This window comes from Thermoanaerobacterium calidifontis, from assembly GCF_055381745.1.
Genome location: NZ_AP042436.1, coordinates 614,132 through 630,721 on the forward strand (window position 1 = coordinate 614,132; position 16,590 = coordinate 630,721).

Consider the following 16,590-nt stretch of genomic DNA (forward strand, 5'->3'; position numbering starts at 1 on the left):
TTAAAACAATGGCATAAATGGTGTGATAATTTTATCTATAATGATTTTTTAGAAGAAATTAAAATCAATATAAAAATTAATTGAAATAAAATCCCCTATGCACAATGCACAGGGGATTGTTCATATCATATTGAAAAGAGCATCTTTTTCCTGGAAAAATCTCATTATATAGCATATTTCATCATCTGGTATTATTATAGAATATTTTGTGTTTAAATGCGTCAATGCTTTCTTTACTGCGTTGTACAATGATTTGTTGTTTTTAATATATTCTTCTTTTCCTATATATTCAATGCTTTTTTCTCCTTTTTTGATTCTGCTTACCATAAAAGCAAAGTGAAGTATTATGCCAAGCAGCATGTCATCATCAAAGCAAATCGACAGCGTGTCGCAAAGCTTCATTATAGTGTTTTGTATATCGATGTAGAGTTCCTCGCCATCGATGTTATGGATGTTTTCTTTCAATACATTGCCCATCTTGATAAGGGTTGTCTTAATATCCACTATCTCCTGCAATTCTTTCATGACTTTTAAGCTTAAGACGTCATTCATGCTGTACTGTTTAATATTAGTATCCAATGGAAAAGACGATACGATAAAAGCTATTTCCATGTTTTCCTGGATTTCATTTATTTTCTTCATTGTCATGTGTTTATCAAGGCTGTCAATTGGTATTATCTCAAATAAATCTTTGTCGTACTTTAAGTTGTTTTTTAAGAAACTTTTGATTGCAACAGAGGCACCTTCCCCAGTGAGACATGCTGTTATAATTGCGATTTTCTTTTTGTCGCTTATCAGTGGAGCAAAATCCATGTTGTTCTCCATGTACGAATTTATCGACTGTACGCTCATGTAAATATTGTTAAGAGGCATGCCTAACAGCGCTTTTCTGGTAGCTTCGATGACGTGGAGAGTGGAAATAAGCGGTATAACTTTTACTGGCACATTAAACTCTTTTTCAATCGTTTCGCCAAATGTTGTAAGGGAGCCCATGTCTACTAAGAGAAGGTATCCTGCCTGATTCATATCATTCCTCACGTAGTCTTTCAAACTTTCTAATACTTCAAGAGGACTTTTGTCAAGATGGGCGTCTAAGCCTATTGCATAATTTTCACCCAACAATTTATTGGCCACATCTGCCATGGATGTAGCAGTAGAATTGCCATGGGCAATTATTATCACCTTGACTTTCTCGCTTTGCTTATTGATGTATTCCTTATCGGACATGAGAAATATTGCGATAAATCCAGCTTCATCTTCTGGAATCGAAACATTCAAATATCTCTCTATGATTTTTTTGGCTTCAATAGCAACTTCAAATTCCCTTGGGTATAATTGCTTTATTTTTGATAGTTGAGGATTTACAATAGGCTTATTTTTATTGACCCTTTCAATAAGCGTGTTTAAGTGCAAAGCAAGTGCAGTATAGCTGTTTTGACTGAGATCTTTTCCCAGTAGTTCGGATGCCAGTTCTGCAATCCTATCTGTAATGCTTATTATGTCTTCTCCTAAGATGTGAATCAAGTTTTGCTTGTTTTTCTCCTCAGTTATACCATATATCTGCTTGTGGAAGTACTTTGCTATGTCTTTTTCCAAAATTGATTCAATGTCTATATCAGATATACCTTTTGCTTTAAGCTGCCTTAGCCTATCATTTATTATCTCGTAAATGCTGTTATCATTAGAGGCAGTTGGAATCTCCTCTATTTCATTTGTAGGAGAAAACTTAAAGAACTCTATATCATCACCTATGACTTCATTCCACAGCATTCTATGCTGTTTATCTGTGTATAATCCCTTCTTTATATAATCAGGCAAGTCTCTGCTACAGATCCTTATGTCGTTTTTCTTGTTAGTCAAAAATTCTGAATAGACCTTTGCGCATATAAGCTTGACATCACTTTCTAATTGACCGATGTTGTTTGGACAGTCATATGAACAAAACGCTCTCATGGAATTAAGCGACACGAATATATCCCTGTTTAGCTTTATGCTTTCGTGCTTAAAGAACCTTTTTAAAAGGTAAAACCTTTCTTCCAAAGTCCTTTCTCTAAGTGGCGGTATTTTAATTATCATCGGTATTCTTCTGGTAAATGTATTTAAAAGAGATGAAGAAGGATCTTCAGTTGTAGCCGATATGATTAGTACGTCAGATGTCCTGTTTTCCACATCGCCAACTCTTCTAAAATACCCAGTATCGAGGAAAGTGAATAAGATCTCCTGTCCTTCAGGCGGCAAGCGATGGACTTCATCAAGGAATAAGATTCCTCCATTTGCCTTCTCGATTAACCCTTCTTTATCTGTATCAGCGCCTGTGTAAGCACCTTTTTTAACCCCAAATAGCTGCGCTGTCAAAAGCTGAGGATTGTTGCTATAATCTGCGCAGTTAAAAGCTATAAATGGAGCGTCAGGCTTTTTTACCCCCATATCTATGGCATACTTGTGCATTATTCGTGCAAAAGTGGATTTTCCTACACCTGTTTCACCTAATATTAAACAGTGGATTCCCTTGGGAGGATATAAAATAGCAGCTTTTGCCTGTTCGCCAGCCTGTTTTAGGCTTATATTGTTTTTAATAAGCATGTCCAACTCATACAATTTGCTGTCGCTGGAATCGCTTTTGACGCTTTCAAACACAGGTGAAAACATCACTGGCCTGCCATCTGATTTTACGACTTTTCCCTCTTTACACAAAAGATTTAACTCATGACTAACGTTTGCTCGCGACATATTTAGCTCATTTGCCAATGTCATGGCATCTACGCCGTTTCCTCTATTTAGCTCTATCAACTTTTTTAAAATTAATTCTTTTCTTTTCAACTTAAAGATCCCCTTTACCACAAATAACTTTCTCTACCTATATCTTATTATATATTTCGCAATAAGTTTTTCAATAGTGATTTAATGGATTAAACACTATTGAAACATTAAAACACTAATAAAAAACAATAAAACGATATGCAGATTTTTATTAAACACTAAGAAACACTATTTGTTTTAAAGCATCTGGACAGCATAAATTGCGGCTTTTTTATGTAGTTTAGTGTTTTGGCATGGTTTTTGCATATATTATTTAGTGAACCCCAAAATAGATAAAACCAATTCAAGGAGGAAAATAATATGGATTTGCAGCAAATAGTTATGGAAATCATTATACAATCAGGTGAAGCAAGGGCATATGCACACGAAGCGCTTAGAAAGGCGTATGACGGCGAATTTGAAGAAGCTGAAAAACTTATGTCCCAGGCTAATGAGGCTATAGAAAAAGCACATAATGTTCAGACCAGCATGTTGCAAAAAGAAGCATCAGGTGAAAAATTAGATTTTTCTATATTATTTGTGCATTCACAAGATCATCTTATGACTGCTATATCAGAGAAAAATCTCATATCAGAGATTATTGAGCTTAGGAAGATGTTGGAACCAGTTCTTCATACATGTGTTACAAAATAAAAAAATTAAACACTAATTAGGAGGATAAAATGATTAAAGCGGTACAATTTTTAAATCAAGTTCAAGCAGGATACGGAACAGATGAGAAAATGAATATGGAACCTCAATCTCAGTTTGGTGCTATAGGATTGGGTATGCTTTTGAAAAACACCATGATGAGAAACGGCGGTGACATAATTGGCACCGTAATTTGTGGTGATAACTATTTTCTTGAAAATAAGGATGAAGCTATTGAAAAATTATTAAGCATGATAAAGGCGTTTAATCCAGATGTTGTTATATGCGGCCCTGCATTAAACTACAAAAGATACGGTGATTGCTGTGGATATTTGACAGAAGCTGTCATAGAGAAATTAAATATTCCTGCGTTTGCGGCTATGTCAAAAGACAACACAGGCACAGAATTGTTCAGAAAAAAGATATATATCATAGAGACTCCAAACAGGGGCGGTATAGGACTAAACGATTCATTAAGAAAGATATCAAAGTTTGCAGTAAAGTTGGCTCAAGGGCAGCCTATAGGATCTCCTGAAGAGGAAGGATATTTTCCGCAAGATTAAGGGGTGATGCCGATGTTTTTGGATTGATTACTTTTGCTTTCAAGGGATTTCCCTCTTTTTAAGATGTTTTAATAGTTCTTGTCTTGATATGTAGTAGGGAAATCCTTGAAGATAAAATGAAAAATTGCTTTTACAAACAAAGTTTTTTTGAAAGGAGGGAAAACGTTAATGCTTAAGATTATTCTATTTTGCTCTTCAGGTTCATCCACAAGCATGTTGATTGGAAAAATTGAAGAAGCAGCAAAAGCGAGAGGCATAGAAGTTGCTGTCGATGCATACCCTGAGGCACAGATGGAAAAATACGTAGAAGAAGCTGATGTGGTTCTCTTGGGCCCACAGGTAAAATTCATCTTGCCAAAAGCAAAGAAAATATGCAGTGAAAAAGGTGTGCCTGTAGATGTGATAAATCCAGTCGTCTACGGCATGATGGATGGGGAAAAAGTGTTAGACCAAGCTTTAAGCATGGCTAATAAATAGTTCTCATTTATAAGTTTTAAAACCAAAAATCTAAATTTAAGATAAGGAGTGTTATAAAAATGAGTAAGTTTACAGATTCGCTTGAAGAAAAATTGATGCCTATAGCAGGCAAAATCTCCGAAAATAGGTACTTGACATCAATTCGTGATGGCTTTATGCTTGCTGTTCCACTCATTACAATAGGTGCTGTTTTCTTGTTGCTGGCGTTTTTGCCCATACCTGGATACTCTGATTTTATGGCAAAGGCTTTTGGACCAAACTGGAATACATTCTTTATGAGGCCCTTTGAGGCTACAATGTCAATAATGAGTATATTTGTAGTATTTGGCATTGCGTATAGCCTCGCAGGGCATTATAAGATTGATGGTTTAAACACGGCTGCAACTGCACTCGTTGCATTTTTGATATTTACACCGTTTATAGTTAATTATACACCTGAAGGAGCTAAAAAAGCAATTCAAGTAAGTGGTGGCATACCAGTTGATTGGATGGGCTCAAAAGGTCTATTTGTAGGTATTTTGACGGCGATACTGTCAGTAGAAATCGTAAGATTTGTTATAAAAAGAGGCTGGGTAATTAAGATGCCAAAAGGTGTTCCACCTGCAGTTGAAAGAGCTTTCTCTGCATTGATACCTGCGGCTATAGTTGCTATCATCATCGATGTTATAAGAATGCTGTTTGCTATGACATCTTACGGTACAATACATCAATTTATCTACACAGTATTGCAGATACCTTTGACAAGACTTGGAGATACACTGCCTGCTACGCTGATTGCTAACTTCTTCGAAGGACTTTTCTGGTCATTTGGTATACATGGTGCAAACGTAGTTGGATCTGTTATGGGACCAATATGGCTGGCACTCGCAGCAGAGAACTTGCAGGCATTCCAAGCTGGTCATCCAGTTCCACACATCATAACACAGCAGTTCCATGACATGTACATGCTGGTAGGTGGCTCAGGCAGCACATTAGGACTTGTACTTGCTATGCTTTTCTTCTCAAAATCAAGACAGGTTAAGACTGTTGGAAAACTTGCTATAGTCCCTGGTTTATTCAATATCAATGAACCTGTAATATTCGGACTTCCAATCGTTTTAAATCCAATAATGGTAATACCCTTCATATTGACACCGATGATTTTGGCTACTTTGACTTACATCGTCATGTCAATAGGTCTTGTTGGGCACCCGACAGGTGTTGTAATACCATGGACTACACCACCTATTATCGGAGGACTTTTGGTATCAGGCTTTAGCGGTGCTGTATGGCAGATAATTGAATTAGTGATTTCGTTCTTCATATACTTGCCGTTCTTAAGAGTCGTAGATAGACAGTACCTTGAGCAAGAGCAAGCAATGGCTGTTGAAAGCCAAAAAGGCTGATATAATTGCAATTAGGCGGTTACAGTCGTAATCGTCTAATTGCTTTAAACATTTTAAAAGGTGTAAGGAGATAAAATTTATGGGTGTTTTGGAAGAACTAAAAATAAGCCTGTTTATGCCTCAAAACTACAAAAGATTAAAAGGCGAATCTATAGTTAAACTTCTCAGGTTTGACCTTATCTTGACGATTTTTGGAGTTGTCTATTTAACACTTATTAAACTTATAATATCATTGTTTACAGGCAATTTTTCAGTGTTTTTAAATAGCTATTTAAAACTATCAATAAAAAATATTGCATCCTCATTACTATTTCTGTACATTGGTTTGATAGCGTCGTCGCTTGTGCTATCACTTGTCTTTTATGTTGTGGCACTTATAAAGAAGCAAAGAGAATTGAACTATTACGACTTGATAGTTTATGCGACGCATGCACTGGCGATATGTATTGTATTAGAAGAATTCTTCGGTCCATTAGTGATAATATTTTCCGTAGGATATTTTCTAATATCATTAGGTGGGGAAAAATTTATTGCAAGCTATGTGACTAACAAAACAAGAGGAGGAAAGAAAAATGGCAAAAGAGTATAAATTTCCAGAAGGTTTTTGGTGGGGTTCTGCCACATCTGCAACACAGATAGAAGGTGCTGCAAGCGAAGACGGGAAAGGAATGAATGTATGGGATTATTGGTACAAGCAAGTGCCAAACCGCTTTTTTAATGGTGTAGGACCTGAAGTGACATCTGATTTTTATCATAGATATAAAGAAGACATAAAATTGATGAAAGAAATAGGACACAATTCATTTAGATTCTCTATATCATGGTCAAGATTGATTCCAGGCGGAGTAGGAGAAGTAAACAAAAAGGCAGTAGATTTCTACAATAACGTCATAAATGAGCTTTTAGAAAATGGTATTATGCCTATAGCTACTTTGTTTCACTTTGATATGCCTATTGAAATGCAGCACATAGGAGGATTTGAAAGCCGTCAAGTCTTGGAGAATTATAAAAACTATGCCAAGACATGCTTTGAGCTTTTTGGAGATAGGGTAAAAAGATGGATTACTTTCAATGAACCTATAGTTCCAGCAGAGGGAGGATACCTTTATAACTTTCATTATCCTGATATCGTGGATTTTAAGAAAGCTATACAGGTATGTTTCAATACAGTTTTGGCAAGCGCAATGGCAATAAACGAGTTTAAAAAGTTAGACATAAAAGATGGAAAAATCGGGATTGTATTAAACCTTACTCCATCATATCCTCGAAGCAATCATCCTGCAGATCTTAAGGCGGCAGAAATAGCTGATCTTCTTTTCAATAGAAGCTTTTTAGATCCATGTGTCAAAGGAGAATATCCTGAGAAACTTGTAGAGCTTTTAAAGAGTTACAATCATTTACCGGTGTATACTGAGGATGATCTTGAGCTCATAAAGAATAATACGGTTGACTATCTTGGAGTAAATTACTATCAGCCAAGAAGGGTTAAAGCAAAGGAAAACATGCCAAATCCTTATGGAGTATTTACACCTGATTGGTTTTTTGATGAATATGTAATGCCAGGAAGAAGGATGAATCCGTACAGAGGATGGGAGATATACGAAAAAGGAATATATGACATTTTGATAAATGTAAGGGACAACTATGGAAACATTGAATCGTATATTTCAGAAAACGGCATGGGCGTGGAAGGAGAAGAACGCTTCATAAAAGACGGTATAATTCAAGATGACTACAGAATAGATTTCATCAAAGGTCATTTAATATGGCTTCATAAGGCTATTGAAGAAGGGTGCAATGTAAAAGGCTATCATCTTTGGTCTTTCATGGACAATTGGTCATTCTTAAATGCGTATAAAAACCGCTATGGGCTCGTATCGGTTGACATATCAACACAAAAGAGGACCATCAAGAAAAGTGGATATTGGTATAAAGAATTAGCAAAAAACAATGGGTTTAGCGAGTAAAATGTTCCCTCTTTATGAGGGATTTTTTTATTTATTATAGAAATTGTTATCTATAAAATTATTTTCTTAACAAATGTTTCAAAATAAAGGCAATAATGATGATACGGTTAATCTGCGATTTGCTACGTTTTTAAAGATAAAAAATTTTTTTGTAACAAAGCAGGAATTTTTAAATTTTTGTAGAATAAATATTATAGTATAGAAATTGATTACTATGGAGGTATTTGATTTGGAAAATGTAACGATAAAAGATGTTGCAAAGCATGCACAAGTGTCAATAGCAACTGTCTCAAGAGTTCTAAACGAAAATTATCCTGTCAGTAAAGAGACTAAGGAAAAAGTTTTAAAAGCAATGAATGAGTTAAATTTCAAACCTAATAGTATAGCCAGAAGTTTAAAGAGCAATATTACTCATTTAATTGGTGTAGTTCTCCCTGACATTTCTAATTCGTTTTTTATGGAAATAATAAAAGGGATCGATAGTGTTGTCAGTAAAGAAGAATACAGTTTAATTCTATCATACACAGATGAAAATTTTGAGAGAGAGTTAAATGTTCTTAAAAGATTGTCACAAAAACGTGTTGATGCAATAATTTTGGCATCTTCAAATACGGATAATAAATATGTTGATGATCTAATTAAGGAGAATATTCCTGTTGTATTGATAGATAGAAAGATTAAAAACAGCAATGTGGACGTTATTGCAAGTGATGATTTTGGAAGTGCTTATACATTGACTAAATATTTAATAGAAATGGGACATAAGGATATTTGCATTGTAAATGGCAATTTAAATGTTAGCACTGGTATAGAAAGGTATGAAGGGTTTAAAGCTGCAATGATGGATCACAATATTGAGATTAAAGATGATTTTATCCTCAATGGGTATTATTCTTGGGAAAAAGCATATGAAGAAGTAAAAAAGTTGATTGTGGATAAAAAGATTGTACCATCAGCTATTTTTGCAGCTAATAATAGGATGGCAGAGGGTACGATGCTAGTGTTAAAAGAGAATCATTTAAAAATTCCTGATGATGTTTCACTTGTGACTTTTGAAGAAATTGAAAATCAGAAGCTGATAGAACCAAAACTTACTTGTATTAAACAAAATGCTTTGTTAATGGGGAAAAAAGCCGGACAAATGATTTTAGAGAGAATAAAGGATAAAGAAGCGAATCCTAAAGAAATAGTTGTAGTGTCTGATCTCGTTATTAATGGTTCTGTCAAAAAAATAAATTAAATTAAACTATAGGTGGTGAATATAATGCCTGGAACAAATAGCATTTTAGTGGTATCAAAAAATCAGCTTAACAAAATCAACACTTGGATGTTTTTGCTACGTGGATGTGCGATTCTGATTTTGATATCAACATTTATTCCTGCATTGAACCCAGCGATGGTCAGTGGTTTGATTGATAAGAATTCTGCTTTATTTACTATGGCAGTGTCTTATAGTTCGCTTGTAGAAGGATTTACAAGAGCAATAAACAGAGGATGGGTTAATAGTGGTACAGTGCTAAATATATATATTTCTTCTCTTCTAACCTTTCTTAGTGTTACTGCAATTGTGGCAGGTTGTTGCATGACGCTGGGTAAGTTGAAATTGCAAAGATTAGGTATAAAAATTATTATTATAGGGTGTGGAGCAGCTATAATTTCTTTGCTTCTTTTGTTTCCGGCGTATTATGCTCTTTGCGGAAGTGCTAACCTTAACGCAGTTCAACCTATTATATCATATTCATATTTGATTTTTGATATTTTTTTAATCGTTTGTGCTATATTAGGGTTTGTTAATATAAAATTACTGCCCAAACCTTCGGAAAACGATAAGTATGAAATGGAAGCAAAGTACAAGTTGTTTTTAATGGCGCTTCCGTTTGTAATCCTTTGCTTTTTGTTCTCGTATTTGCCTCTTTGGGGATGGCGTTATGCATTCTTTGATTATACTCCAGGACTTGGATTAAGCTGGAATAACTTTGTTGGGCTTAAATGGTTTGAATTTTTGTTTAAAAATGCGGCTAGTAGAGCTGATATCATAAGGGTTATGACAAATACTCTTGCGATGAGTGGAATTGGCATCGCAACGTCATTCTTACCAATGGCTTTCGCAATTTGCCTTACAGAAATCAGATCACTAAAATTGAGAAAATCAATTCAGGTTGTTACAACGATACCGAATTTTATCAGTTGGGTCCTGGTGTACAGTTTGGCTTTTGCTATGTTTTCTACGGAAGGATTTGTCAACACAGTTTTGATAAAATTAGGATTGGAAAAAACGGCCACTAATTTTCTAATGAGTGGAAGTCATATTTGGCTTAAGATGTGGTTATGGGGGACATGGAAAGGTCTTGGATGGAGTGCAATCATATACATAGCAGCCATCTCAGGTATAGATCAGCAACTTTATGAAGCAGCTACTGTGGATGGTGCAGGACGATTTAAGAAGATATGGCATATTACTATACCGGGTCTTATGCCAACATTTTATGTGTTGCTTCTCTTGAGCATTGCAGGCATTCTTTCAAATGGAATGGACCAATATTATGTATTCAGGAATGCGGCAAATCAAAATTCAATTGAAGTGTTAGATTTATACGTGTATTTATTGGGGCTTGGCAGTGGTGGAACTGGAAATATACCGTTGGCAACGGTCGTTGGCATGTTGAAATCTGTAATCAGTATTACGTTATTAATGGCTGCAAATTGGTTTTCCAAATTGTTACGTGGTGAAAGTATAATTTAGGGGGATTAATAATGAATGCAGATAGTGTAAATAAGACTAATTTGCCATCAAAAAAATTTAAGATATTTAAGGTCAGAAGTGATAGAGGTCTAGGTGATATAATTTTTGATTTCTTTAATCATGTGTTTTTCATATTGTTTAGTTTAATTTGCTTATTCCCATTTTATTATCTTTTTATAAACACTATAAGTGATAATAATTTAGTAAGCTCAGGACAGATATTATGGTATCCTAAAGGAATTCATTTTGATAATTACTTAGCTCTGCTACAAGTACATGATCTTGCAACTGCAACATTTGTATCTGTAGCCAGGACTATTTTAGGAACGGCTTTAATGGTATTGGCATCGGCTTTTGTTGGATATTTAGTGACAAAACAAAAAATGTATGGTCGTAAGTTCATTTATCGCTTTATAGTAATTACCATGTATTTTAATGCTGGTTTAATTCCATGGTATTTGAATATGTCCATGCTTGGCTTAACTAATAATTTTTGGGGTTATATAATTCCTGGAATAGTATCGCCATTTAATATTATATTAGTAAAAACATATATTGAGTCAATACCACCAGATCTTGAAGAAAGTGCCGAAATTGATGGAGCGGGATATTTTACTATATTTTGGAAAATTATTTTGCCGCTATCTAAGCCCATTTTAGCTACTATTGCCATATTTGGTGCTGTTGGCAATTGGAATAGTTTTACCGATTCTATGATATTAATGTCTGGGAATCCATCATTATATACATTACAGTATAGGTTGTATATATATTTGACAAGTACATCAGATTTAGCGACTCTCATGAATTCAGGCGGTTCAGTTTCTCAAAATGTCATAAATTCAGTCATGAATATGAGGACGATGAGAATGACTGTAGCGATGGTTACTCTTATTCCAATTTTGCTGGTATATCCATTTATGCAGCGATACTTTGAGAAAGGAATTATGATTGGTGCTGTTAAAGGATGAGATGTTTGGATAAGTTAAAAATTAATATTTTAAAAATATTAATTTTTATAAATATCATAATTTTAAAGGAGGTTTTAATGTGAAAATCAGGAAATTTGTAGCCGTTTTAGCAGCCAGTTTCATGGTATTATTTACGTTGGCTGGCTGCACACCTAAAGTAACTCAAACAAAATCAAATAATTCAAATGCTGTTTCAGCTAATTCAAAAGAAGGCGACATAGCATCAATCAGACCTATGAACCCTATAACACTTACTGTCTATAGCCAGCTGGCGAATTTTCAAGGTGAACAAACAGGATGGTTTGCGAAGGTCCTTTTGGACAAATTCAATGTAAAATTGAATATAGTTAAGGATGGCGACGGTGTCTTTGCTACAAGGCTGGAATCAGGCAATCTTGGTGATATAGTGGTATTTGGAAATGACTCTACAGATTACCAGACAGCAGTGAAAGCAGGCGCATTGCTTGATTGGAATAAAGACAATTTACTTGATGATTACGGTCCTTATATTAAAGCACATATGCAAATGGCATTGGAAAAGAATAAATCCATTTCTGGAGGACATATATATGGTTTTGGACACGATGTAGGCAGTAGTGCTACAGAACATTCAGCTCCATTTTATGGTCCGTTTATTAGATGGGATTTGTATAAACAGTTAGGATATCCAAAGATAAATACATTAGAAGATTTTATTCCTCTTTTAGAAAAAATGCAGCAATTAGCGCCAACATCTGATACAGGGAAGAAAACATATGGAGTCTCTTTATTTAAAGACTGGGATGGAAATATGGTTATGTTTGTAAAAGCAACGGCAGCTCTATACGGTTGGGATGAATTTGGATTTGGATTGTATAATGTGAATACAGGAGAGTATCAAGATGCACTAAAGCCAGGCGGAGAGTACTTAAGGATGTTAAAGTTCTACAATACTTTATATCAAAAAGGGTTACTTGATCCAAACTCCATGACGCAGACTTTTGACGATGTAACACAGACTTACAAAACAGGTGGTGCATTCTTTAATATATTTGACTTTATGAGCAGTGCAATATACAATACACCAGATCATCTGAAAGCAGGAAAGGCCATGATGCCTTTAGTAGCTTCTGATCAAAAAAATGTAGCTTACGGTTTAAATATGTATGGAGGAAATCGTGTCTGGACTATTGGTGCAAAAACACAATATCCTGAATTATGTATGGCTATTATAAATTGGCTATCGACACCTGAAGGTGTAATGACAAACAACTATGGACCGAAAGGAGTGACTTGGGATTACGATAAGGAAGGCAGACCGATTTTGACACAATTAGGTGAAAAAGCCATGAGTGATGGCAATACAGAGCTTCCCGCTCCATACTCGGGAAAATTCAGCGATGGTGTTGATGAAATAAATAACACTACTTGGGCAATAGATTCGAAAAATCCAGATGCGAAAAATGGAGATACTTACAACTATAAATTCTGGGAAACTCGACAATCATTGCCTGTAAGTTCAATTGAACAGGATTGGAGAGACAAAATGGGCGTTCCTAACTTGGATCAATATTTGGTGAAAAACAATCAATTAGCAATTTCCCTTGGAACTACTTATTCTGCTACACCTATGTCTAATGAATTAACTACTACCTGGAACCAAGTAAAGCAAATAATTGTAAATGGTTCTTGGAAAGCAATATATGCAAAATCAGATGCAGAATTTGACTCCATTGTAAAAGATATGACGAATCAAGCATATGCACATGGATATGAGGATTGTATAAAGTATCAACAGCATGAAGCACAGATACGTAAGTCATTAGATGACAAAGTGAGAAATAAATAAGCAGTATTGGGGTCTTACGCTTATTTGGTAAGATCCCAATTTTTCAATCAATTTAAACGAAAGGAGCATTTATCAATCATGAACATTGAAGGAAACAACCATTCTTCAGATAAAGAATTTGGTACGAAAAGTTATAACAATTTTAAAGCTGCAATATACTGCCCTGTCGGCGATTTAATAGGCATTACAGATATAGAGCTATTTGCAAAAAAATTTGAATGGATTGAGAAACATATAAACATAGGAAAAGTCTACTTGGAAACATATCGGCAAGGTGTTACTATTTCTAATGAACAAATCATAAAGTTAATAAACTTTTTTAAAGAAAAAGGAATTGAGACTGCAGGAGGGATTACGACTGACAATGCTCAAAATGGGGAAGGAGGTTTTAATCCACTATGCTATACCAATCCTGATACAGTTCAATTTCTAAAAGATGTGGTGGAATTTACGGCTTCACTATTTGATGAAATAATTTTAGATGATTTTTATTTTACAAATTGTAGATGTTCATCATGTATCGAAGCAAAAGGGAATAGATCGTGGAAAGATTTTAGATTAGAGTTGATGAAAGAAATCTCTGAGAAAATAATAGTCGGTGCAGCTAAAGCGGTAAATCCAAATGTAAAGATGATTATAAAATATCCAAATTGGTATGAACATTATCAGGAGACAGGATATAATCTTGAAGAGGAACCTAAGATTTTTGATGGAATTTATACAGGCACAGAAACGCGAAATCCTACATATACTCAACAGCATTTGCCAAAGTATCTAAGCTATTTTAATTTGCGTTATATGGAGAACGTAGCACCTAAGCGGAATGGTGGCGGTTGGTATGACCCATTTGAGTGTTCATACAATCTTACATCATACGCAGAGCAAGCTTACTTGACGTTGTTTGCAAAAGCAAAAGAGGTGATGATGTTTAGTTTAGGGTCATTATTGAATCCAGAGTTTTCGCTATGTGTGCCTGTAAATGGCCAAATTTTTACGGATTTGGATTCTTATTTAGGAGATATAGGTGAACCGATTGGTATTGCTACGTACTTGCCATATCATAGCCATGGGGAAGACTATTTGCATGACTATATAGGTATGTTGGGAATTCCACTTGAGCCATATCCTAAGTATCCCGAAAATGCCAAAACAATATTTTTAACAAAAACTGCAGCTATGGATAAAGATATTGTCTTTAAAGTAGCTAAAAGCTTAGAAAATGGTGCAGATGTTATAGTTACTTCTGGTTTTCTTGAAGCAGCTACAAATCTTGGATTTCAGAATGTATTGGCAAATGTTACAATAACAAATAGAAAGACAAGTATTAACAGTTACGCTTACTCAAATGATGGAGGAATTACATTTGGTGGCTGTGAAGAATCGTCAAAATCAATCGAAATACCACAAATAGAATTTCAGACTAATGATACTTGGGAACTTATTGCAGGCCTTGGACAGGATAATAACTTTCCTATATTGTTAAAAACAGTTTATGGGAAAGGACATCTATATATACTTACTATACCTGAAGATTATGGGGATTTATACAATTATCCCAGAAAAATTCTCTATATAATTCGAACTGTATTTTTGAAAAATAGTCCCGTAATGTTAGATTCTGTTTCAAAGATAGGATTGTTTCTTTATGATAATGACTGCTTTATTTTACATTCTTTTATACCTTGGTACGATGAAGTTTGCTTGATATTAAAAAATGGGTATACATCTGTAAAGGATTTGGTGAATAAAAAGATTTTAAAGGCGGAAATTGAGAAAGGAAATTATGTTATAAGACTTCGTGTTTCTCCAGGAATAAATAAAGCATTTAAGCTTATAAAAGAATGAATAATGTCTAACTGTGGTTTTAAATTCAAAGTTAACGAAAAGGAGGTTTTGTTATGATACCAAAAAAAGCGAAATCTATTAACTGGTTTACAAATGCCCGTTTTGGTATGTTTATACATTGGGGATTGTATGCAATTCCTGCACGAGGCGAATGGGTACGCAGTCAAGAAAGAATATCTAACGAAGACTATGAAATATATTTTAGAGAATTCAATCCTACAAATTATGATCCTCAGAAATGGGCTAAATTGGCTAAATATGCAGGCATGAAATATGCTGTAATGACTGCGAAGCATCATGACGGATTTTGTTTATTTGACAGCAAATTAACTGATTATAAGTCCACAAATACGCCTGTTAAAAAAGATTTAATAAAAGATTACTTAGATGCTTTTCGAAAGGAGAATTTGCGCGTTGGATTATACTATTCGTTGCTTGATTGGCATCATGATGAATATCCTGCATATAATGATCCCTATCATCCCATGAGAGGAAATGAATTATTTAGAAACAAGGAGTATGATTTTTCTAAGTATGTAGATTACATGCACAGTCAGGTGAGAGAGCTTACAACAAATTACGGTAAGTTAGATATTATGTGGTTTGACTTTTCTTATGATGACAAAACAGGGGATGCATGGGGAGCATCAGAGCTTGTCAAAATGGTTCGTTATAATCAACCGGAAATATTAATAAACAGTAGATTAGGTGGCAATTTAAAGTCAATAGATCCCGAAGTATATGCAGGTGATTTTGCAACACCTGAGCAGATGATTCCAGCAGAAGGTGTTTTTGATGAATTGGGCAATCCTGTGCCATGGGAAGCATGTATAACAATGAATGATCATTGGGGGTATTGTGCAATAGATAAAAATTTTAAATCTGCAAAACAAATTATAAGACTTTTGGTAGAATGTGTGAGTAAAGATGGCAATTTGCTTTTAAATGTTGGCCCAAATGCAAAAGGGGAAATACCAGAAGAATCTGTAGAGGTGCTTTTGCAAATAGGCAAATGGATGAATAAAAATAGCGATAGTATTTACGATTGTGGGTCATCTGAACTGCCAAAACCAGAATGGGGAAGGTACACGAAAAACGGAAAAAAACTATATGCACATATTTTTGAAAGAAGTTTAGGACCGATAGTGTTGAAGGGATTAAAAGGGAAAATAAATAAAGCCAGATTGCTATCTGATCTTTCAGAAATTAAAGTTACTGATTACTGGCATAACAATTTAGATGATCAAGATAGTGCATTTCTTGACGTTCAATGGGCAGGACTCCCGGACGAAATTGATACTGTAATCGAGTTGGAACTAAAATAATGAAAATACATCTTAATATATGATTATATATAGTTA

The 16,590-nt window shown here is 34.7% G+C and carries 13 protein-coding genes; 12 read left to right on the plus strand and 1 reads right to left on the minus strand.

Annotation, left to right across the window (positions count from 1 at the left end; genetic code table 11):
• Window positions 1–120: 120 nt before the first annotated feature.
• On the minus strand, window positions 121–2,820 hold the full coding sequence (locus tag ACZ42G_RS03185) for a sigma 54-interacting transcriptional regulator (protein ID WP_464851370.1): 2,700 nt from the start codon (window positions 2,818–2,820) through the stop codon (window positions 121–123).
• 300 nt (window positions 2,821–3,120) lie between these two features.
• Between ACZ42G_RS03185 and ACZ42G_RS03190 the strand changes: the two genes are divergently transcribed.
• The 12 genes from ACZ42G_RS03190 to ACZ42G_RS03245 all read left to right on the plus strand — a co-directional run bounded on the left by ACZ42G_RS03190 (window position 3,121) and on the right by ACZ42G_RS03245 (window position 16,554).
• Complete coding sequence (locus ACZ42G_RS03190; RefSeq protein WP_013787345.1) at window positions 3,121–3,453, plus strand: PTS lactose/cellobiose transporter subunit IIA; 333 nt, start codon at window positions 3,121–3,123, stop codon at window positions 3,451–3,453.
• Window positions 3,454–3,482: 29 nt separating this feature from the next.
• Window positions 3,483–4,013 carry a glycine/betaine/sarcosine/D-proline family reductase selenoprotein B gene (locus ACZ42G_RS03195; protein WP_014758155.1) on the plus strand — a complete coding sequence of 177 codons (531 nt, stop codon included), beginning with the start codon at window positions 3,483–3,485 and terminating at the stop codon, window positions 4,011–4,013.
• A gap of 168 nt (window positions 4,014–4,181) precedes the next feature.
• Window positions 4,182–4,490 carry a PTS sugar transporter subunit IIB gene (locus ACZ42G_RS03200; RefSeq protein ID WP_303264028.1) on the plus strand — a complete coding sequence of 103 codons (309 nt, stop codon included), beginning with the start codon at window positions 4,182–4,184 and terminating at the stop codon, window positions 4,488–4,490.
• Between the two features lie 59 nt (window positions 4,491–4,549).
• Window positions 4,550–5,875, plus strand: a complete 1,326-nt coding sequence (celB, locus tag ACZ42G_RS03205) for a PTS cellobiose transporter subunit IIC (protein WP_014758157.1) — start codon at window positions 4,550–4,552, stop codon at window positions 5,873–5,875.
• Between the two features lie 79 nt (window positions 5,876–5,954).
• Entirely contained in the window at window positions 5,955–6,464 is a 510-nt protein-coding gene (locus ACZ42G_RS03210; RefSeq protein ID WP_464851373.1) for a hypothetical protein, read from the plus strand.
• On the plus strand, window positions 6,448–7,842 hold the full coding sequence (locus ACZ42G_RS03215) for a glycoside hydrolase family 1 protein (protein ID WP_464851375.1): 1,395 nt from the start codon (window positions 6,448–6,450) through the stop codon (window positions 7,840–7,842). Before ACZ42G_RS03210 ends, ACZ42G_RS03215 begins: the two co-directional genes overlap by 17 nt.
• A gap of 229 nt (window positions 7,843–8,071) precedes the next feature.
• Window positions 8,072–9,082, plus strand: coding sequence for a LacI family DNA-binding transcriptional regulator (locus tag ACZ42G_RS03220; protein WP_274892340.1), 1,011 nt, complete (start codon window positions 8,072–8,074; stop codon window positions 9,080–9,082).
• A gap of 24 nt (window positions 9,083–9,106) precedes the next feature.
• On the plus strand, window positions 9,107–10,585 hold the full coding sequence (locus ACZ42G_RS03225) for an ABC transporter permease (RefSeq protein WP_274892341.1): 1,479 nt from the start codon (window positions 9,107–9,109) through the stop codon (window positions 10,583–10,585).
• Window positions 10,586–10,596: 11 nt separating this feature from the next.
• Window positions 10,597–11,556 (plus strand): carbohydrate ABC transporter permease, encoded by a 960-nt coding sequence (locus tag ACZ42G_RS03230; RefSeq protein ID WP_464851377.1) that lies wholly within the window; start codon window positions 10,597–10,599, stop codon window positions 11,554–11,556.
• Window positions 11,557–11,635: 79 nt separating this feature from the next.
• Entirely contained in the window at window positions 11,636–13,384 is a 1,749-nt protein-coding gene (locus ACZ42G_RS03235; protein WP_014758163.1) for a type 2 periplasmic-binding domain-containing protein, read from the plus strand.
• A gap of 78 nt (window positions 13,385–13,462) precedes the next feature.
• Window positions 13,463–15,229, plus strand: coding sequence for a hypothetical protein (locus tag ACZ42G_RS03240; RefSeq protein WP_014758164.1), 1,767 nt, complete (start codon window positions 13,463–13,465; stop codon window positions 15,227–15,229).
• 53 nt (window positions 15,230–15,282) lie between these two features.
• Window positions 15,283–16,554 carry an alpha-L-fucosidase gene (locus ACZ42G_RS03245; protein ID WP_464851380.1) on the plus strand — a complete coding sequence of 424 codons (1,272 nt, stop codon included), beginning with the start codon at window positions 15,283–15,285 and terminating at the stop codon, window positions 16,552–16,554.
• The last annotated feature ends 36 nt before the right edge of the window (window positions 16,555–16,590 follow it).